This is a genomic window from Bacillus sp. TE8-1, from assembly GCF_008368855.1.
In the GTDB taxonomy this organism is placed as follows: domain Bacteria; phylum Bacillota; class Bacilli; order Bacillales; family Bacillaceae_G; genus Bacillus_A; species Bacillus_A cereus.
This window is the reverse complement of sequence record NZ_QPET01000003.1, coordinates 1-20,372: the sequence shown is the minus strand read 5'-3', so window position 1 is coordinate 20,372 and position 20,372 is coordinate 1. Positions and strand designations below refer to the sequence as shown.

Genomic DNA, 20,372 nt, shown 5'->3' with positions numbered 1-20,372 from the left:
CTAAATTGCTTTTCCACTAACTAATTCTTCACGATTATATAAAACCATACGTGGATATGGAATTTCAATTCCATGTAAATCAAGACGATTTTTAATCTCTTTACGAAGTGCCCTTGCAATAACTGCATGTTGCATCGGTTCTACTTCAGCAATAACACGTAATATAACTTCTGATGCTGCTAATGTTTGCACACCTAATAATTGAGGCGTTGTTACCATTTTTTCGTACTTTGAAGGTAATTCTACTAATAAATCTTCAATAACTTGCTCTGCTTTCGCAATATCAGCCTCATATGAAATAGATACATCAACAAACGCTACACTATTACTAACTGAGTAGTTAGTAACTTGAATAATACTTCCATTTGGTAAAGTATGAATTTCACCTGTCCAACTCTTTACTTTCGTTGTACGAAGTCCAATTTCTAAAACGACTCCTTCAAATTGACCGATTTTAACATAATCGCCAACTGAAAACTGATCTTCTAACAAAATAAATAAACCTGTAATAACGTCTTTCACTAAACTTTGAGCACCAAATCCGACTGCTAAACCAATTACCCCAGCACCCGCTAATAAACCTGATGCATTAATATCAAACACACCTAAAATCGCAATTAGCATAATGAACATAACAACGTACGCTACAATATTTTCAAGTAATTTCGCTACTGTAACTGTACGACGTTCTGAAATTTGAATTGGAGAACGACTCCCCATACGAAACGCATTTCGTACAACCGCCCTTGCAATTCGCACAACAACTGCACCAATTGTTAAAATAATACATATTTTTAATGTCGCAACTCCAATATGAGCCCAACGATCAGCATCTAATAAATACTGTTTCATAGAATTAAACCACTTCGCTAATAAATCCATGTACCTCTACCTCTCTAGCTAAAATTTCTTTTTAGTTACCCTTATTATTGTATCAGAAGTCCCCTAATTGCTGAAAAAATTTTATGATTTTAATCCTATTTTATCCCCGACATCCAGGTATAAAATGGAACGAATATATATATACTAGTACTATTATTTCCGTTTTCATTCACATTTTGCAAAAATTACGCACTTATAACTTTCCATTTTCCTCACCATATAACATATATTGAAAATTTATTAAAAGGATGGGTGCTTCATGAATATTGGAAGTTTTCGCTTACCATTTTTTGAGAAAGAAACTCAAAACGTTATGCACCAAGATCTAGAAGCCTCTGAGATAATCAGTAATTTCTTACTTACCCATATTCCTATTAAAACTAATATACCACTCATTCTCGTTTGTATCGGCACAGATCGCTCTACAGGTGACGCACTCGGCCCATTAGTTGGTACAAAACTTGAACAAATAGACATCCAAAACCTCCAAGTATTCGGTACACTAGATGAGCCAGTACATGCGCTAAATTTAGAAGAGAAAATTCAGAATATACAGAAAGAATATCCTACTGCATTTATAATTGCTGTTGATGCATGTTTAGGAAAGTCCCAAAATATCGGATCAATCACTACTGGAAAGGGACCTAGTAAACCTGGAGCTGCTATGAATAAGAAATTACCTGCAGTTGGTGATTTGCACATACACGGTATCGTCAATCTAAATGGGTTTATGGAGTTTTTCGTTCTTCAAAATACAAGATTAAGTTTAGTCATGAAAATGGCTGAGGTAATCGCAAAAAGTATAAAAGAGACGGATCAAAAATTATCCGCATTAAAAAAAGCAAACCATCTATAAATAATAAGATGGTTTGCTTTTTAATTTTTCTGTGCTAATAGTTCTAAAATACGATTTAAATCTTCTTTATTAAAAAATTCAATTTCGATTTTACCTTTTTCTTTTTTCGTCTCTTTAATTTTCACATCTGTGCCAAACTTTTCTCTTAAGAACGTTTCACGTTCTACGAAAAATATATTTCGCTCTTTTTTCACTTTTTTTGTTTCACGTGAAACGTGTTGATTAATCTCTTGGACGATTTTCTCTAATTGACGAACATTTAATCCTTCTTTTTCAATGCGTTTCAATAAGGACTTCAATTGTTCTTCATCTTTTATCGTAAGTAAAGTTCTCCCATGAGCCATTGAAAGTTGACCATTTGCAATCATATCTTGTACGAAAGAAGGTAGGCTTAATAACCGAGTATAATTTGCAATGTAAGGTCTGCTTTTACCAAGACGTTTCGCTAATTGTTCTTGCGTTACATTTAGCTCATTCATTAACATCTGGTATGCCATTGCCTCTTCCATAGGATTTAAATCTTCTCGTTGTAAGTTTTCTAACAACGCAAATTCCATCATTTGCTGTTCAGTTAATTGTCTTACAACCGCAGGTACTTTTTCTAAACCAGCCTCTTTTGCAGCACGAAATCGTCTTTCACCTGCAACAATTTCATATCCTTTAATACTCTTCCTAGCAATTAATGGTTGTAGAATACCGTGTTCCTTAATCGAAATTGCTAATTCCTGAATCGCCTCTTTATTAAAGTGTTTACGCGGTTGATATGGATTCGGCCTTAATTCAGTTACAAGAATCTCCTGAATTGTTTCCTCTTCTTTCACATCTAAATCAGGAAAAAACACATTAATTCCTCTTCCTAATCCTTTAGCCACCTGCAATCACTTCCTCTGCTAAATCTATATACACTTCTGCTCCTCTTGATTTAGCGTCATACTGCATAATAGGTTTCCCATGACTTGGAGCCTCGCTCAAGCGTACATTACGCGGAATAATCGAGCGATATACTTTATCCCTAAAATACTTTTTCACTTCATCTATAACTTGAATCCCTAAATTTGTACGGGCATCCAACATTGTTAACAATACACCTTGAATTGCTAAATTTTTATTTAAATGTTTTTGTACAAGTCGAACTGTATTTAATAGCTGACTTAACCCTTCTAGTGCGTAATATTCACACTGTACAGGAATAATAACAGAATCTGCTGCTGTTAATGCATTAATCGTTAATAACCCTAAAGATGGGGGACAGTCGATAATAATATAGTCATATTCATCACGAACTGGCTGTAATGCTCTTTGCAAACGTACTTCCCGGGAAATAGTCGGTACCAATTCAATTTCAGCACCAGCCAATTGAATTGTAGCGGGTAGAACATCTAAGTTTTCAGTTGCGGTTTTCTGTATAACCCCTTGAACATCTGCATCTTCCACAAGAACGTTGTAAATACATTGATCTAATTCAGATTTTTCAATTCCCACACCAGTCGTTGCATTTCCTTGAGCATCAATATCTACAAGAAGGACTTTTTTACCTACTTGCGCCAATCCAGCCCCTAAATTAACAGATGTTGTTGTTTTTCCAACACCGCCTTTTTGATTAGCAATAGCAATGATTTTTCCCATGATGTCACCTACTTTCAACCTTTCTATCTTATTCTAGTAACAATTACGTTTATTGTAACATGAAATAAAACTTTTTCTTTTACGTCCTTTATTAAACTTCAAAATTTATTTCTAAACTCCTTCTTCATTTAACAAGAAAATATAGTAAAAGAGACCTCTCCAATAGGATAAGGTCTCTAGCACGTCATTATTATTTTTTCTTTGGAATTTTAATTGTAATTTGATAGTACTCATCAAATTCTTCTTCCTCAGAATTAACATTCAAACCACTTTCAGTAACCATTTGTAAAGATTGTCTAATTGTATTCATAGCAATCCTCGTATCTCGACTTACTGCTTTTTGCTTTGCCTTACGCTTCGGTTTCGCTTCCTCTAGTAACTTCGCAATTCGTTCTTCTGTTTGCTTTACATTTAGTTGTTTCTCCACAATTTCCTGTAAAACCTTCAGTTGTAATTCCTCATTTTTTAAAGGAATGAGAGCGCGGGCATGACGTTCTGTAATGCTTTTTTCTAATAATGCACTTTTTATTTCTTCAGGCAACTTTAACAAGCGCAACTTATTTGCGATTGTAGATTGTCCTTTTCCAAGTCGTTGTGCCAATGCTTCTTGTGTTAAATTATGTAACTCAATCAGCTTTTGATATGCCACAGCTTCCTCGATTGCCGTTAGTTCCTCACGTTGCAAGTTTTCAATTAAAGCTACAGAAGCTGTCTCTGTATCATTTAAATTCTTTATAATTGCAGGAACCTTTTCCCAACCTAACTTTGTTGCCGCGCGAAAACGTCTTTCTCCAGCAATAATCTCGTACTTATCATCCTCATATTGCCTTACAACAATCGGTTGAATAAGTCCATGTGTACGAATTGTTAATGCTAACTCATCAATACGCGCATCATCAAAAACTGTTCTTGGTTGATAACGGTTAGGGGTAATATTTACTATCGGAATTTCTTGTATTTCTTCATATACCTTTTTATCTATCTCTTCATGGCTTTCGTCTTGTAATTCGAATTCGCTCTCTTTATCTCCAAAGCCAAATAAACGAGAAAACGTATTTTTCATACATATTCCACCACCTTTTAGGCCTATTGACTATTCTCCATAAAATGTTTCCTATGAAACATTTACGTTTTCATTTATATAATTTAATCTTACGTCTAATAAGATTTATTTTTCAATAGGTAATTTATTGGGTGTTCCCGGTTTGCGTGGATATTTCTTTGGTGTCTTGCGCTTTTTCTCGATTAATAAAATATTACGTTCACTCTCTTCAAATGGTAATTGGAAAGTAGACATCTCTTTCAACTCTCCGCCTAGCACCTCTAAAGCATACTTGCCATTTTCAATTTCTTCGTTTGCTGCTGCACCTTTCATTGCAATGAATGTTCCTCCAACTTTTACAAGTGGTAAACATAGCTCACTTAATACAGAAAGACGCGCAACTGCACGTGCCATTACAATATCGTATGATTCACGTACACCTTCTTTTTTCCCAAATGTTTCAGCACGATCGTGACAAAATGCAACATCACTTAATTCTAACTTTTGGGCTAAGTGATTTAAGAAATTAATACGTTTTTGCAATGAATCTACAATTGTTACTTTTAAGTGCGGGAAACAGATTTTTAAAGGAATACTTGGGAATCCAGCCCCTGCACCAACATCACAAATTGAGAATGGTTTTGAAAAATCATAATAAAAAGCAGCTGTAATGGAATCAAAAAAGTGTTTTAAATATACTTCTTCTTTTTCTGTAATAGCCGTTAAGTTCATTTTTTCATTCCACTCTACTAATGTTTCAAAGTAGATTTTGAACTGCTCTAACTGTCTAGAAGAGAGGGTGATTCCCTTCTCTTCTAGCATAGATTGAAATTGTTCTATGTTCATCTAGCAATATCTCCTTACTATTTATTGGTTCGATACGCGTGCAATTTTTCCTTGTTCTATATACACAAGTAAAATGGAAATATCCGCTGGATTTACGCCAGAAATACGTGAAGCCTGCCCCATTGAAAGTGGACGAACATCTTTCAATTTCTGTCTAGCTTCTGAAGCAATGCTAGAAATCGCATCATAATCAATATCTACAGGGATTTTTTTATTCTCCATTTTCTTCATACGCTCTACTTGCTGTAAAGATTTTTCAATATATCCTTCATACTTAATCTGAATTTCAACTTGTTCTTTAACTTCATCACTTAATTCTACTTCACTTGGTACTAAAAGATGAATATGCTCATATGTCATCTCTGGACGACGTAATAAGTCACTTGCACGTATTCCATCTTTCAATTCACTTCCGCCAATATTGCGAATTAATTCTTGAACTTCAGGACGTGGTTTAATAATAATGCTGCTTAAACGTTCCTTTTCCTGTTCAATTTGTAATTTTTTATTTGTAAATCGCTCATAGCGCTCTTCTTTAATTAATCCAATTTTACGACCAACTTCAGTTAAACGAAGATCAGCATTATCGTGGCGTAATAATAGACGGTATTCTGCACGAGACGTTAATAAACGATATGGTTCATTTGTACCTTTCGTTACAAGATCATCAATTAAGACGCCAATATAAGCATCCTCGCGACCTAAAACAACTTCTTCTTTACCTAAAGAACGGCATGCTGCATTAATTCCAGCCATAAGCCCTTGTCCGGCCGCCTCTTCGTAACCAGAAGTTCCATTAATTTGTCCTGCTGTATATAAATTTTTAATCTTTTTCGTTTCAAGTGTTGGCCATAGTTGTGTTGGCACAATTGCATCATATTCAATTGCATAACCTGTACGCATCATTTCAACATTTTCTAGGCCTGGAATTGTTCTAAGCATGTCACGTTGTACATCTTCTGGTAAGCTTGTGGATAAACCTTGTACATATACTTCTTGTGTATTACGCCCTTCTGGCTCTAAGAAAATTTGATGACGTGGTTTATCATTAAATCTTACTACTTTGTCTTCAATAGAAGGACAGTATCTAGGACCTGTTCCTTTAATCATACCAGAATACATAGCTGAACGATGTAAATTTTCATCTATTAAACGGTGTGTTTCTGTACTTGTATATGTCAACCAACATGGAATTTGATCCATAATAAATTTCGTTGTTTCAAAAGAGAATGCACGTGGCTTATCATCACCTGGTTGAATTTCTGTTTTACTGTAGTCAATTGTATTACTGTTTACACGAGGAGGTGTCCCTGTTTTAAATCTCACAAGATCAAATCCAAGCTCCTCTAAATGCTCAGATAATGTAATAGACGGTTGCTGGTTATTTGGACCACTTGAATATTTTAAGTCGCCCATGATAATCTCGCCGCGTAAAAATGTTCCAGTTGTAATTACAACTGTTTTTGCTGTATATTCTGCACCAGCTTGTGTAACTACCCCTTTACATACACCTTCTTCAACGATTAAACGCTCTACCATTCCTTGGAACAACGTTAAGTTTGGTGTTTCTTCAATTGTTTTCTTTAATTCATGTTGGTAAGAGAATTTATCAGCTTGCGCTCGAAGTGCACGTACGGCTGGTCCCTTACCTGTATTTAGCATACGCATTTGAATATGAGTTTTATCAATATTACGTCCCATTTCTCCGCCTAATGCATCAATTTCACGAACAACAATCCCTTTTGCTGGTCCACCAACAGAAGGGTTACATGGCATGAATGCTACCATATCCAAGTTAATTGTTAACATTAATGTTTTTGAGCCCATTCGTGCTGCCGCAAGACCAGCTTCACATCCTGCATGACCTGCACCGATTACTATGACATCGTATGAACCGGCATTGTATCCCATTGTTTATTCCTCCTAATAATCTCTATCTTTCTACAACTTCACTATATTATTTTCCTAAACAAAATTGAGAGAACAACTGGTCAATTAAGCTTTCATGCACTGTGTCCCCAGTAATTTCACCAAGTATTTCCCACGTTCTTGTTAAATCAATTTGTACCATATCAATTGGTACACCATTTTCAATCGCCTCAACTGCATCACCGATTGTTTTTCCTGCTTGTGTTAATAATCCAATATGTCTCGCATTAGAAACATATGTCATATCTGCAGAATCGATTGTTCCTTCAAAGAATAAATCAGCTATTGCCTTTTCGAGTTCATCTATTCCTTGTTCCTCAATTAAGGATGTTGTAATAACACGATTTCCCGCGGCTAACTCTGTAACACGTTCCATATCAATTGCTTGCGGTAAATCAGTCTTATTCACAATAACAATAAAGTCTTTTCCTTGTACCGCACGGAATAGATCTTCATCCTCATTTGTTAAAGCCTCGCTATAGTTGACAACAACTAATACTAAATCCGCTTGGCTCATCATTTCTTTTGAACGTTCCACACCAATTCGTTCAACAACATCTTCTGTCTCCCGAATACCGGCTGTATCTATAAGTTTAAGAGGTACACCACGCACGTTAACGTACTCTTCAATAACATCACGAGTTGTTCCTGCAATATCAGTTACAATTGCCTTTTTCTCCTGAACAAGACTATTTAATAACGATGATTTCCCAACGTTGGGTCTACCGATAATTGCTGTAGCAATACCCTCACGTAAAATTTTCCCTTGTTTTGATGTTTCTAATATTTTTTCGATTTCCGAACGAACATGCGTCGCTTTCTCAATTAAAATATTATGTGTCATCTCTTCTACATCATCGTATTCTGGATAATCTATATTTACCTCAACATGAGCTAATGTTTCTAATATTTCTTGACGCAAAAGACCAATTAATTTAGATAATCGCCCTTCCATTTGATTAATTGCTACATTCATCGCACGATCTGTTTTTGCTCGAATCAAATCCATAACAGCTTCTGCTTGTGATAAGTCGATACGTCCATTTAAAAAAGCACGTTTTGTAAATTCGCCCGGTTCTGCCAATCGTACTCCTTGTGCTAGAATAAGTTGCAATACTTTATTTACTGAAACAAGTCCACCGTGACAGTTAATTTCCACTATATTTTCACGTGTAAAAGTCCTTGGTGCGCGCATAATAGACACCATAACTTCTTCAATAACTTGATTTGTATCTAAATCAACAATATGACCATAATGAATAGTGTGAGAAGGAACCTCTGTTAAATCCTTCCCCTTAAAAATACGATCAACTTTCTCAACCGCATCATCCCCACTTACTCGAACAATGGCAATTGCACCCTCTCCAAGCGCTGTGGAAATCGCAGCAATTGTATCAAATTCCATGTCCTTTCACCTCACTTGCTTATTTATCTCTATTTCAACATGATTATTTCTTTCACTAAATTATTAGGATACCATAACGAACCTATCTACAAAAGAAGAATAACTCATTTTATTATATCCCCATGTAAAAAACACTAAACTTATTCACAGTGGATAAGTTTAGTGTTTTTTAGTTATCCACATCTATTTTCCGCTCAAAAAAACCGGCACTCATTTGAGCAACCGGTCATTTAGGAGATATTACAACATGCCGATGTGGTTCATTTCCTTCAGAAGTTGTATTGATACCTTGATGATTTGATAATGCCTGATGAATAATTTTTCGTTCAAAAGATGGCATCGGTTCTAAAATAACTCTTTTTTTCGTATTAAATACTTGTTTCGCTAATCGATAAGAAAGTGATTCTAACGTACTTTTTCTTTTACTACGATAATTTTCAGCATCTAGTGTAATACCGATATACTGCTTCGTGTTACGATTCGCGACAAGTTTTGTTAAATACTGTAAAGAGTTCAATGTATTACCTCTTTTCCCAATTAAAACACCTACATTATCACCAGAAATTGTAAATTCAATTTCGCGTCCTTTTACAATTTTACTAATCTCAACTTCCACACCCATATCGTGAATAACATTTCTTAAATATTCTTCACATTCTTGAATTGGATCTGTCTTCAATACAACTTCTACTACTGCAGGACGATTCCCAAATAAACCTAAGAATCCTCTTTTACCCTCATCGACAATATTTATATCTACTCGATCTTTTGATGTATTTAATTGCCTTAAAGCATCCTCTACTGCCAGCTCGACTGTTTGTCCTTTAGCAGTAATTACACTCACTTGCTTGAGCCTCCAGCTTTGCTAGCCTTAATTTCTGGCCCTTTGATAAAGTACATTTGAGCAATACCAAAGATATTACCAACAACCCAGTAAAGTGATAATGCGGCTGGGAAGTTAATTGCAAAGATTAAAATCATAATCGGCATAAGCCAAAGCATCATTGCCATTTGCGGATTTTGACCAGCTGTTCCTGCCATTGCAAGCTTTTGCTGAATAAATGTCGTAATTGCTGCAACGACCGGTAAGATATAGAACGGGTCTGCATGTCCTAAATCGAACCATAAGAAACTATGTTGTTTAATTTCAGCTGTTCTCATAATTGCATGATAAAAAGCGAACAGAATTGGCATTTGAATAAAGATTGGTAAACAACCAGCTAATGGATTTACACCATTTTTTTGATATAACTGCATCATTTCTTGCTGCAGTTTTTGCTGTGTCGCTTGATCTTTAGAGCTATATTTCTCTTTTAACTTCACCATTTCCGGTTGTAACGCTTGCATCGCTTTCGTACTCTTCGTTTGTTTAATCATTAGTGGTAATAATGCAAAACGAATGATAAGAGTTGTAATAACAATTGCTAAACCGTAATTACTGTTAAATAAGTCGGCAAAATACGTGATTAACTGAGAAAGCGGATATACGAAATATTCATTCCAAATCCCAGTACTTTTCGATGTAATCGGCTGACCCGTTTCACTACAACCGGTGGCAATCGCCATTAATGCAACGACCATGGCTAGTAAACCTAATTTCTTTTTCAAAGCCTACTCCTCCTTGTATCGGTATGTATATAGTGTAATTCATTTCCTTACGCTACTTTTTTATTCTTTTCATACCAGAGCGTTTAAAGACATGAATTAAGCTTTTCTTTACTTCTTCATATGTCATCTCTGCACAAGGCTTCCTTGCTATTATAACAAAATCTTTTCCAGAAGCTATCTCATCTTTTAACTCTGTAATAGCCTGACGGACCATGCGCTTAATTCGATTACGAACTACTGCATTTCCTATTTTCTTGCTAACAGAAAGGCCGATGCGAAAGTTTGGCTGTTCTTCTTTATCTAATTGGTATACAACAAACTGACGATTTGCATTTGATTTTCCTTTTTGAAAAACCGCCTGGAATTCATCATTCTTCTTTATACGATGTTTTTTCTTCATATCAATTGACACTCCTGTATTTCATCAGCGGAAATTCACTATTATTAGAAAAAAAGACCACTGAACGATCAGTGGTCTACGCAGATAATACTTTTCTTCCTTTACGACGACGAGCTGCTAGCACTTTACGTCCGTTCGCTGTGCTCATACGGCTGCGGAAACCATGTACTTTGCTGCGCTTACGTTTATTTGGTTGGTAAGTTCTTTTCATTATATGACACCTCCCTGAGGAATATCTGTTAAAGACAGTCCTATAAATTATAGTTAATTAACTAGGAAAATGTCAATGGTTCTAGAAATTTTCATCAAATATTCATTTTGAACCTATTCACATACTTTTTCACAGCACCTATATTTCCTTGTGGATAAATATTTTTTCGCGTTTTTTATATCCACAAACTTTTTTCACACTTTTACACAGTATATCGTGTTGTGGACAAGTTTATTCCACAAGGTATTGATTTTGTGGATAACTTTCTTAAATTCATTGCTATAGCCACTTTTTTTTGATATTATAGTTGTGTTTTCACTTTGAATAAGTTTTCCACATCTTTATCTTATCCACAATTTGTGTATAACATGTGGACAGTTTTAATCACATGTGGGTAAATAGTTGTCCACATTTGCTTTTTTTGTCGAAAACCCTATCTCATATACAAACGACGTTTTTAGGTTTTAAAATACGTTTCGTATAAATATACATTTTATATTTATTAGGTTGTACATTTGTTGCGCAACCTTATTCTTTTACCAACTTAGTAAAGGAGGGACACCTTTGGAAAATATCTCTGATTTATGGAATAGTGCCTTAAAAGAATTAGAAAAAAAGGTAAGCAAGCCTAGTTATGAGACATGGTTAAAATCCACAACGGCTCATAACTTGAAGAAAGACGTATTAACGATTACAGCTCCGAATGAATTTGCTCGTGACTGGCTAGAATCTCATTACTCCGAACTAATTTCAGAAACACTATACGATTTAACAGGGGCAAAATTAGCAATTCGCTTTATTATTCCCCAAAGTCAAGCTGAAGAGGACATTGATCTGCCTCCAGTTAAGCCGAATCCAGCACAAGATGATTCAGCTCATTTACCACAGAGCATGTTAAATCCAAAATATACATTCGATACATTTGTTATTGGCTCTGGTAACCGTTTTGCCCATGCAGCTTCATTAGCTGTAGCTGAGGCGCCAGCTAAAGCGTATAATCCACTCTTTATTTACGGAGGAGTTGGACTTGGAAAGACACATTTAATGCACGCAATTGGTCATTATGTAATTGAACATAATCCAAATGCAAAAGTTGTATATTTATCATCAGAAAAATTTACAAATGAATTTATTAACTCTATTCGCGATAATAAAGCTGTTGATTTTCGTAATAAATATCGCAACGTAGATGTTTTATTGATAGATGATATTCAATTTCTTGCTGGAAAAGAACAGACTCAAGAAGAGTTTTTCCATACATTTAATGCATTACACGAAGAAAGTAAACAAATTGTAATTTCTAGTGACCGACCACCAAAAGAAATTCCAACTTTAGAAGATCGTCTTCGTTCCCGCTTTGAATGGGGACTTATTACAGACATTACGCCGCCAGATTTAGAGACACGAATTGCGATTTTACGCAAAAAAGCAAAAGCTGAAGGGCTTGATATACCAAATGAAGTTATGCTTTATATCGCAAATCAAATTGATTCAAATATTCGTGAATTAGAAGGTGCACTTATCCGAGTTGTAGCTTATTCATCTTTAATTAATAAAGATATTAATGCTGATTTAGCAGCTGAAGCACTTAAAGATATTATTCCAAATTCTAAGCCGAAAATTATCTCTATTTATGATATTCAAAAAGCTGTCGGGGACGTTTATCAAGTGAAATTAGAAGATTTTAAAGCGAAAAAACGTACAAAATCAGTTGCGTTTCCTCGCCAAATTGCAATGTATTTATCGCGCGAGCTTACAGATTCCTCTTTACCAAAAATAGGTGAAGAATTTGGTGGACGTGATCATACAACAGTTATCCATGCCCATGAAAAAATCTCTAAACTACTAAAAACCGATACGCAATTACAAAAGCAAGTTGAAGAAATTAATGGTATTTTAAAGTAGTAGCTGAATAGTGTGAATAACTTACCTTGTTTTACGCACAGTCTATCCACATGTAGATAGACTGTTTTTACATCCTTTAGCGGAGTTATCCACATATCCACAAGCCCTATTACTATTACTACTACTTTTTATCTTTATTAATTAAATAAAATCTTATACTTACCGGAGGTTTTTCTTTATGCGTTTTACAATACAAAAAGACTATCTTGTAAGAGGTGTACAAGATGTAATGAAGGCAGTTTCTTCTCGTACAACAATCCCAATTCTTACGGGAATTAAAGTTGTAGCGACTGAAGAAGGAGTTACATTAACAGGAAGCGATGCTGATATTTCTATTGAATCGTTTATTCCAGTCGAAGAAGATGGAAAAGAAATTGTAGAAATAGCTCAATCAGGAAGCATTGTTTTACAGGCAAAATATTTTAGTGAGATTGTAAAAAAACTACCTAAAGACACTGTCGAAATTTCTGTAGAAAATCATTTTATGACAAAAATAAAATCTGGAAAATCAGAGTTTAACTTAAATGGTTTAGATTCTGCAGAATATCCGTTATTGCCACAGATTGAAGAACATCATGTATTTAAGATACCAACAGATTTACTTAAACATATGATCAGACAAACTGTATTTGCAGTTTCTACTTCTGAAACAAGACCAATCTTGACAGGTGTAAACTGGAAGGTATATAACAGCGAGTTAACTTGTATTGCAACAGATAGTCATAGGCTGGCACTTCGAAAAGCAAAAATTGAAGGACATAATATTGCAGATGAATTCCAAGCTAATGTTGTTATTCCAGGTAAGAGCTTAAATGAATTAAGTAAAATTTTAGATGAGTCTGAAGAAATGGTAGATATCGTTATTACGGAGTATCAAGTATTATTCCGTACAAAACATTTATTATTCTTCTCAAGATTGTTAGAAGGGAATTATCCTGATACGACACGTTTAATTCCGGCAGAGAGTAAAACGGATATTTTTGTGAATACAAAAGAATTCCTACAAGCAATTGATCGCGCTTCACTATTAGCAAGAGATGGCCGCAATAACGTTGTTAAATTATCAACTTTAGAGCAAGAAATGCTAGAGATTTCTTCGAATTCACCAGAAATCGGAAAAGTTGTCGAAGAAGTACAATGCGAAAAAGTAGATGGAGAAGAGTTAAAAATATCTTTTAGTGCAAAATATATGATGGATGCATTGAAAGCTTTGGATAGTACAGAGATTAAAGTTAGCTTTACTGGGGCGATGAGACCGTTCTTAATTCGTACAGTAAATGATGATTCAATTATTCAATTAATTTTACCGGTTCGTACTTACTAGGTAAGGAATAAGGGTTGCTAGTTTAAAGATGCTAGTGGCCCTTATTTGATTTTTGGGTATTACTTTCCTAATGCTAGTTTATTTAGTACAATGAAAGAATGAACACTTTCAGAAAGTGAGCGATTTTATGAAACGTATTAAAATTTCAACAGAGTATATTACACTAGGACAATTTTTAAAGTTAGCTGATGTAATTGATACAGGTGGCGCTGTAAAATGGTTTTTACAAGAATATGAAGTGTACGTGAACAACGAACTTGAAAATAGAAGAGGTCGCAAACTATATGCGAATGATGTTATTGAAATTCCAGGAAGCGGAACTTTCCAAGTTCAGGCATAAAGGGGGAGCCCTTTGTTTATTTCAGAAATACAATTAAAAAACTATCGCAATTATGAAAAATTAGAGCTTTCCTTTGAAGATAAGGTAAATGTAATTATCGGCGAAAATGCGCAAGGGAAAACAAATTTGATGGAAGCTATTTATGTTTTAGCGATGGCGAAATCTCATAGAACCTCTAATGATCGCGAACTTATCCGCTGGGATGAAGATTTTGGTCAAATAAAAGGGAAATTACAAAAAAGAAACAGTTCTTTGTCTTTGGAATTAAATATTTCGAAAAAAGGTAAAAAGGCAAAATTAAATCAACTTGAACAACAAAAGTTAAGTCAATATATTGGCGTGATGAACGTTGTCATGTTTGCCCCAGAAGATTTAAATCTTGTAAAAGGAAGCCCTCAAGTAAGAAGACGCTTTTTAGATATGGAATTAGGACAAATAGCTCCTGTATATTTGTATGAATTAAGTCAATATCAAAAGGTGCTCACGCAACGAAATCACTTGTTGAAAAAAATGCAAGGGAATAGTAAGAATGAGGAAACGATGTTGGATGTATTTACACTTCAACTAATTGAGCATGGTGCGAAAATACTGCAAAAACGTTTTGAATTTTTGCATTTGCTACAGGAATGGGCAGCTCCAATTCATCGAGGTATAAGCCGTGGATTAGAAGAGTTAGAAATTGTCTATAAACCAAGTGTAGATGTATCAGAATCAATGGATTTGTCGAAAATAAAAGAAGTATACTATGAAAGTTTTCAATCTGTGAAACAACGTGAAATTTTCCGTGGTACGACTTTGATTGGTCCTCATCGTGACGATTTACAATTCTTCGTTAATAGTAAAAATGTTCAAGTCTTTGGTTCGCAAGGACAACAACGAACGACCGCACTATCCCTAAAATTAGCTGAAATTGAATTGATTTATTCAGAGGTTAAAGAATATCCAATCCTTTTGTTGGATGATGTTTTATCAGAATTAGATGATTATCGTCAATCACATCTTTTAAATACAATTCAAGGAAAAGTGCAAACATTTGTTACAACGACGAGTGTCGACGGAATTGAACACGAAACATTAAAAGAAGCGAAAACAATTCATGTAACGAACGGCACTGTAGATTGTGAAATAGATAGGGAATAACCCCTGTTTAAATGGAAAAGTAGGTGATCTTTGTGTCAATGGAACAAAAGCAAATGCAAGAAAATGCATATGATGAAAGTCAGATACAGGTGCTTGAAGGACTAGAGGCAGTTCGGAAACGCCCTGGTATGTATATTGGATCTACAAGTGGAAAAGGGCTTCACCATCTTGTTTGGGAAATCGTAGATAATAGTATTGATGAAGCACTTGCAGGTTATTGTGATGAAATTAATGTTAGTATCGAAGAAGATAATAGTATTCGTGTAACGGATAATGGGCGTGGTATTCCGGTTGGTATACAAGAAAAAATGGGACGTCCAGCTGTAGAAGTTATTATGACTGTTCTCCACGCCGGTGGTAAATTTGGCGGTGGCGGTTATAAAGTTTCTGGTGGTTTACATGGTGTTGGGGCATCGGTTGTAAATGCTCTATCAACAGAATTAGAAGTATTTGTACATCGTGAAGGTAAAATCCATTACCAAAAATATGAAAGAGGTATTCCGGTTGCGGATTTAAAAGTCATTGGTGACACAGATCAAACAGGAACAATAACTCGATTTAAACCAGATCCGGAAATTTTCCAAGAAACAACAGTATACGATTTTGATACGCTAGCAACTCGTATGCGTGAATTAGCGTTTTTAAATCGTAATATTAAATTAACAATTGAAGATAAACGTGAACATAAGCAAAAGAAAGAATTCCATTACGAAGGTGGAATTAAATCATACGTTGAGCATTTAAATCGCTCAAAACAACCGATTCATGAAGAGCCCGTGTACGTAGAAGGTTCAAAAGATGGTATTCAGGTTGAGGTTTCTCTTCAATATAACGAAGGATACACAAATAATATTTACTCATTTACGAATAACATCCATACGTATGAAGGTGGTACACATGAGGTAGGTTTTAAAACAGCTTTAACTCGTGTAATCAACGACTATGGTCGTAAAAATAGCATTTTAAAAGATGCGGACAGTAATTTAACTGGTGAGGATGTTCGTGAAGGTTTAACAGCAATTGTATCAATCAAGCATCCAAATCCACAATTTGAAGGACAAACGAAGACAAAACTTGGGAATAGTGAAGCGAGAACAATTACAGAGTCTGTATTCTCAGAGGCATTTGAAAAGTTCTTACTAGAAAATCCTAATGTAGCGCGAAAAATTGTAGAAAAAGGTACGATGGCTGCACGTGCACGTGTAGCTGCGAAAAAAGCGCGTGAATTGACACGTCGAAAGAGTGCGTTAGAAGTTTCAAGTTTACCTGGTAAATTAGCTGATTGCTCTTCGAAAGATCCAGCAATTAGTGAAATTTACATCGTAGAGGGTGACTCTGCGGGTGGATCTGCAAAACAAGGACGCGATCGTCATTTCCAAGCAATTTTACCGCTGAAGGGTAAAATTATTAATGTGGAAAAGGCGCGCTTAGATAAGATTTTATCAAATGATGAAGTTCGTACAATTATTACGGCAATCGGTACAAATATTGGTGGAGACTTCGATATTGAAAAAGCACGCTATCATAAAGTTATTATTATGACCGATGCCGATGTTGATGGTGCACATATTCGTACCCTATTATTAACGTTCTTCTATCGTTATATGCGTCAAATAATTGAGTGTGGTTATATCTATATTGCACAGCCGCCATTGTTTAAAATACAACAAGGTAAAAAAATTCAATATGCTTACAACGATAAGGAACTTGAAAAAATCTTAGCTGAGCTACCAGCCCAGCCGAAACCAGGAATTCAACGTTATAAAGGTCTTGGGGAGATGAATCCAACTCAGCTATGGGAGACGACAATGGATCCAGAAGTACGTTCATTACTTCAAGTTTCCCTTCAAGATGCAATTGAAGCAGACGAAACATTTGAAATTTTAATGGGAGATAAAGTAGAGCCACGTCGTAACTTTATCCAAGAGAATGCAAAATACGTGAAGAACCTTGATATTTAAATGAGTAATGACAGGAATCTAAGTATTCCTGTCTTCTACATATAAATCAATGTATGTGTAACGGAAATGTAAGAGGAGGTGCTCGTTGATGTCAGACAATCAACAACAAGCACGAATTCGAGAAATTAATATTAGTCATGAAATGCGTACCTCATTTTTAGATTACGCAATGAGTGTTATCGTATCTCGTGCATTACCAGATGTTCGTGATGGATTAAAACCTGTGCATCGTAGGGTTTTATATGCGATGAATGATTTAGGAATTACAGCTGATAAAGCGTATAAGAAATCAGCACGTATTGTCGGTGAAGTAATCGGTAAGTATCACCCTCATGGTGATTCAGCCGTTTATGAAACAATGGTACGTATGGCGCAAGATTTTAGTCAACGTTATATGCTTGTAGATGGGCATGGTAACTTCGGTTCTGTAGATGGAGATTCAGCAGCTGCAATGCGTTATACAGAGGCAAGAATGTCTAAGATTTCTATGGAATTAATACGTGATATTTCAAAAAATACAATTGATTATCAAGATAACTATGATGGTTCCGAAAGAGAACCGATAGTACTACCAGCGCGTTTCCCTAATTTATTAGTAAACGGTACAACAGGTATTGCTGTTGGTATGGCAACAAATATACCGCCGCATCAGCTTGGCGAAGTAATTGATGGTGTGCTGGCATTAAGTCATAATCCTGATATTACTATCGCGGAATTAATGGAATACATTCCAGGTCCAGACTTTCCGACGGCAGGTTTAATTTTAGGAAGAAGTGGAATTCGAAGAGCTTATGAAACAGGTCGCGGTTCCATTATGCTTCGTGCTAAGGTTGAAATTGAAGAGAAGTCAAACGGTAAACAATCTATTATCGTAACTGAACTACCTTATCAAGTTAATAAGGCACGATTAATTGAAAAAATCGCAGAATTAGTTCGCGATAAGAAAATTGAAGGTATTACAGATTTACGTGATGAATCAGATCGTAATGGTATGCGTATTGTCATGGAAGTACGTCGTGATGCTAATGCAAACGTACTATTAAACAATCTATATAAACATACAGCGCTTCAAACAAGTTTCGGTATTAATATGTTGTCTCTTGTAAATGGGGAGCCACAAGTACTAAATTTAAAACAAAATCTATATCATTATTTAGAGCATCAGAAGGTAGTAATTCGTAGACGTACTGCTTATGAATTAGAAAAAGCAGAAGCACGTGCTCATATTTTAGAAGGATTACGAATTGCTTTAGATCATCTTGATGAAGTTATTACGTTAATTCGTAGTTCAAAAACGGCAGATATTGCAAAGCAAGGCTTAATGGAACGTTTTGGTTTAAGTGAGAAACAAGCGCAAGCGATTTTAGATATGCGTCTGCAACGCTTAACTGGATTAGAACGTGAAAAAATTGAGCAAGAATATCAAGACTTAATGAAGTTAATTGCTGAATTAAAAGCGATTTTAGCAGATGAAGAAAAAGTTCTTGAGATTATTCGTGAAGAATTAACAGAAGTAAAAGAGCGTTTCAATGATAAGAGACGAACAGAAATTACAATTGGCGGTATGGAATTTATTGAAGATGAAGATTTAATTCCTGAACAAAACATTGCGATTACGTTAACTCATAACGGTTATATTAAGAGGTTACCGGCTTCTACGTACAAAACACAGAACCGTGGGGGACGTGGTGTGCAAGGAATGGGTACGAATGATGATGACTTTGTTGAACATTTATTAACAACGTCTACTCATGATCATATTTTATTCTTTACAAACAAGGGTAAAGTATACCGTACGAAAGGATATGAAATTCCAGAGTATAGTCGTACTGCAAAAGGACTACCAATTATTAACCTATTAGGGGTAGATAAGGGTGAGTGGATTAACGCTATTATTCCGATTCGTGAATTTGGTGACGATCAGTTCTTATTCTTTACGACAAAACAAGGGGTTTCTAAGAGAACACCACTTTCATCATTTGCAAATATACGTACAAATGGTTTAATTGCAATTTCTCTTCGTGAAGAGGATGAAGTAATATCTGTACGTTTAACATCGGGTGATAAGGATATTATTGTCGGGACAAGTAACGGTATGCTAATTCGTTTCAATGAACAAGATGTTCGTTCTATGGGACGTAATGCTGCAGGTGTTAAAGCTATTACGTTGGGCGATGAAGACCAAGTTGTAGGTATGGAAATTGTCGAAGAGGATGTAAATGTTCTAATTGTAACGAAAAATGGTTACGGAAAGCGTACGCCGATTGATGAATACCGTCTGCAAAGTCGCGGTGGTAAAGGTCTGAAAACTTGTAACATTACAGATAAGAACGGTAAATTAGTAGCTGTTAAGTCTGTTACAGGTGAAGAAGATATTATGTTAATTACAGCGGCAGGCGTTATTATTCGTATGCCAGTTGATCAAATCTCTCAAATGGGACGTAATACACAAGGTGTTCGTCTAATTCGATTAGAGGAAGACCAAGAGGTAGCGACGGTAGCAAAAGCACAAAAAGATGAAGAGGAAGAAACGAGTGAAGAGGTTTCTTCAGAAGAATAAGAGAGGGGATTTTCCCTCTCTTTATTTTTTTATAATAATACTTGCATAGGGAAGAGAAAGCCTATATAATAGGCAGAGTCAGCAAATGAGAGATACAACTTATCGAAAAAACTTGTTGACGAAAATAATATACTATGATATATTATAAAAGTCGCTGAAACGCGATATTGTTCTTTGAAAACTGAACGAAACAAACAACGTGAAACGTCAATTTTTATTTTAGATGCTAGACAAACTAACTTTATTGGAGAGTTTGATCCTGGCTCAGGATGAACGCTGGCGGCGTGCCTAATACATGCAAGTCGAGCGAATGGATTAAGAGCTTGCTCTTATGAAG

At 35.4% G+C, this 20,372-nt stretch carries 18 protein-coding genes and 1 rRNA gene; 8 read left to right on the top strand and 11 right to left on the bottom strand.

Features of this window, described 5'->3' with window-relative positions; translation table 11 throughout:
- A complete protein-coding gene (locus DN404_RS02400; RefSeq protein WP_000364814.1) occupies window positions 1-882 on the bottom strand; it encodes a mechanosensitive ion channel family protein in 882 nt (293 codons plus the stop codon).
- A 259-nt stretch (window positions 883-1,141) separates the two neighbouring features.
- Here DN404_RS02400 and yyaC point away from each other — a divergent pair, with 259 nt between their 5' ends.
- Window positions 1,142-1,738, top strand: a complete 597-nt coding sequence (yyaC, locus tag DN404_RS02395) for a spore protease YyaC (protein ID WP_149214691.1) — start codon at window positions 1,142-1,144, stop codon at window positions 1,736-1,738.
- Between the two features lie 20 nt (window positions 1,739-1,758).
- On the opposite strand, the gene spo0J is transcribed toward yyaC, so the two are convergent.
- From spo0J to rpmH, 10 genes are all read right to left on the bottom strand, one after another.
- On the bottom strand, window positions 1,759-2,610 hold the full coding sequence (gene spo0J / locus DN404_RS02390; RefSeq protein ID WP_001051832.1) for a stage 0 sporulation protein Spo0J: 852 nt from the start codon (window positions 2,608-2,610) through the stop codon (window positions 1,759-1,761).
- Window positions 2,603-3,364: a sporulation initiation inhibitor protein Soj gene (gene soj, locus DN404_RS02385; RefSeq protein ID WP_000516114.1), complete on the bottom strand. Its 762-nt coding sequence runs from the start codon at window positions 3,362-3,364 to the stop codon at window positions 2,603-2,605. Before soj ends, spo0J begins: the two co-directional genes overlap by 8 nt.
- Before the next feature lie 190 nt (window positions 3,365-3,554).
- Window positions 3,555-4,427 carry a nucleoid occlusion protein gene (gene noc, locus DN404_RS02380; protein WP_000799016.1) on the bottom strand — a complete coding sequence of 291 codons (873 nt, stop codon included), beginning with the start codon at window positions 4,425-4,427 and terminating at the stop codon, window positions 3,555-3,557.
- Window positions 4,428-4,532: 105 nt separating this feature from the next.
- Complete coding sequence (gene rsmG, locus DN404_RS02375; RefSeq protein WP_001019628.1) at window positions 4,533-5,252, bottom strand: 16S rRNA (guanine(527)-N(7))-methyltransferase RsmG; 720 nt, start codon at window positions 5,250-5,252, stop codon at window positions 4,533-4,535.
- Between the two features lie 21 nt (window positions 5,253-5,273).
- Window positions 5,274-7,163 carry a tRNA uridine-5-carboxymethylaminomethyl(34) synthesis enzyme MnmG gene (mnmG, locus tag DN404_RS02370; RefSeq protein ID WP_000541055.1) on the bottom strand — a complete coding sequence of 630 codons (1,890 nt, stop codon included), beginning with the start codon at window positions 7,161-7,163 and terminating at the stop codon, window positions 5,274-5,276.
- Between the two features lie 46 nt (window positions 7,164-7,209).
- A complete protein-coding gene (gene mnmE / locus DN404_RS02365; RefSeq protein ID WP_000393757.1) occupies window positions 7,210-8,586 on the bottom strand; it encodes a tRNA uridine-5-carboxymethylaminomethyl(34) synthesis GTPase MnmE in 1,377 nt (458 codons plus the stop codon).
- Between the two features lie 226 nt (window positions 8,587-8,812).
- Window positions 8,813-9,430: an RNA-binding cell elongation regulator Jag/EloR gene (gene jag, locus DN404_RS02360; RefSeq protein ID WP_149214690.1), complete on the bottom strand. Its 618-nt coding sequence runs from the start codon at window positions 9,428-9,430 to the stop codon at window positions 8,813-8,815.
- On the bottom strand, window positions 9,427-10,194 hold the full coding sequence (gene spoIIIJ, locus DN404_RS02355; protein ID WP_000727737.1) for a YidC family membrane integrase SpoIIIJ: 768 nt from the start codon (window positions 10,192-10,194) through the stop codon (window positions 9,427-9,429). The genes jag and spoIIIJ overlap by 4 nt, the downstream gene beginning before the upstream one ends.
- Before the next feature lie 52 nt (window positions 10,195-10,246).
- Entirely contained in the window at window positions 10,247-10,594 is a 348-nt protein-coding gene (rnpA, locus tag DN404_RS02350) for a ribonuclease P protein component (RefSeq protein WP_000726619.1), read from the bottom strand.
- Between the two features lie 76 nt (window positions 10,595-10,670).
- Entirely contained in the window at window positions 10,671-10,805 is a 135-nt protein-coding gene (gene rpmH / locus DN404_RS02345; RefSeq protein WP_000831901.1) for a 50S ribosomal protein L34, read from the bottom strand.
- A gap of 564 nt (window positions 10,806-11,369) precedes the next feature.
- On the opposite strand from rpmH, the gene dnaA reads away from it, so the two are divergent.
- From dnaA to DN404_RS02310, 7 genes are all read left to right on the top strand, one after another.
- The gene (gene dnaA / locus DN404_RS02340) at window positions 11,370-12,710 is read left to right on the top strand and encodes a chromosomal replication initiator protein DnaA (RefSeq protein ID WP_000428017.1); all 1,341 of its coding nucleotides are present in this window, start codon (window positions 11,370-11,372) and stop codon (window positions 12,708-12,710) included.
- 178 nt (window positions 12,711-12,888) lie between these two features.
- Window positions 12,889-14,034 (top strand): DNA polymerase III subunit beta, encoded by a 1,146-nt coding sequence (gene dnaN / locus DN404_RS02335; RefSeq protein ID WP_001212884.1) that lies wholly within the window; start codon window positions 12,889-12,891, stop codon window positions 14,032-14,034.
- Between the two features lie 127 nt (window positions 14,035-14,161).
- Window positions 14,162-14,374, top strand: a complete 213-nt coding sequence (yaaA, locus tag DN404_RS02330; protein WP_000821364.1) for a S4 domain-containing protein YaaA — start codon at window positions 14,162-14,164, stop codon at window positions 14,372-14,374.
- A gap of 12 nt (window positions 14,375-14,386) precedes the next feature.
- Complete coding sequence (recF, locus tag DN404_RS02325) at window positions 14,387-15,514, top strand: DNA replication/repair protein RecF (RefSeq protein WP_000470745.1); 1,128 nt, start codon at window positions 14,387-14,389, stop codon at window positions 15,512-15,514.
- A 38-nt stretch (window positions 15,515-15,552) separates the two neighbouring features.
- Entirely contained in the window at window positions 15,553-17,475 is a 1,923-nt protein-coding gene (gene gyrB / locus DN404_RS02320; protein ID WP_000435982.1) for a DNA topoisomerase (ATP-hydrolyzing) subunit B, read from the top strand.
- A gap of 88 nt (window positions 17,476-17,563) precedes the next feature.
- A complete protein-coding gene (gyrA, locus tag DN404_RS02315) occupies window positions 17,564-20,035 on the top strand; it encodes a DNA gyrase subunit A (protein WP_001282864.1) in 2,472 nt (823 codons plus the stop codon).
- A gap of 241 nt (window positions 20,036-20,276) precedes the next feature.
- Window positions 20,277-20,372 (top strand): 16S ribosomal RNA (locus DN404_RS02310); the annotation flags it as partial.

What these genes read in the sequence shown, in the direction of transcription:
- soj (WP_000516114.1), bottom strand. Translation starts at nt 3,364, where the DNA reads ATGGGAAAAATCATTGCTATTGCTAATCAAAAAGGCGGTGTTGGAAAA.
- gyrB (WP_000435982.1), top strand. Translation starts at nt 15,553, where the DNA reads ATGGAACAAAAGCAAATGCAAGAAAATGCATATGATGAAAGTCAGATA.
- yaaA (WP_000821364.1), top strand. Translation starts at nt 14,162, where the DNA reads ATGAAACGTATTAAAATTTCAACAGAGTATATTACACTAGGACAATTT.
- rnpA (WP_000726619.1), bottom strand. Translation starts at nt 10,594, where the DNA reads ATGAAGAAAAAACATCGTATAAAGAAGAATGATGAATTCCAGGCGGTT.
- mnmE (WP_000393757.1), bottom strand. Translation starts at nt 8,586, where the DNA reads ATGGAATTTGATACAATTGCTGCGATTTCCACAGCGCTTGGAGAGGGT.
- gyrA (WP_001282864.1), top strand. Translation starts at nt 17,564, where the DNA reads ATGTCAGACAATCAACAACAAGCACGAATTCGAGAAATTAATATTAGT.
- rsmG (WP_001019628.1), bottom strand. Translation starts at nt 5,252, where the DNA reads ATGAACATAGAACAATTTCAATCTATGCTAGAAGAGAAGGGAATCACC.
- dnaN (WP_001212884.1), top strand. Translation starts at nt 12,889, where the DNA reads ATGCGTTTTACAATACAAAAAGACTATCTTGTAAGAGGTGTACAAGAT.
- DN404_RS02400 (WP_000364814.1), bottom strand. Translation starts at nt 882, where the DNA reads ATGGATTTATTAGCGAAGTGGTTTAATTCTATGAAACAGTATTTATTA.
- mnmG (WP_000541055.1), bottom strand. Translation starts at nt 7,163, where the DNA reads ATGGGATACAATGCCGGTTCATACGATGTCATAGTAATCGGTGCAGGT.
- rpmH (WP_000831901.1), bottom strand. Translation starts at nt 10,805, where the DNA reads ATGAAAAGAACTTACCAACCAAATAAACGTAAGCGCAGCAAAGTACAT.
- yyaC (WP_149214691.1), top strand. Translation starts at nt 1,142, where the DNA reads ATGAATATTGGAAGTTTTCGCTTACCATTTTTTGAGAAAGAAACTCAA.
- noc (WP_000799016.1), bottom strand. Translation starts at nt 4,427, where the DNA reads ATGAAAAATACGTTTTCTCGTTTATTTGGCTTTGGAGATAAAGAGAGC.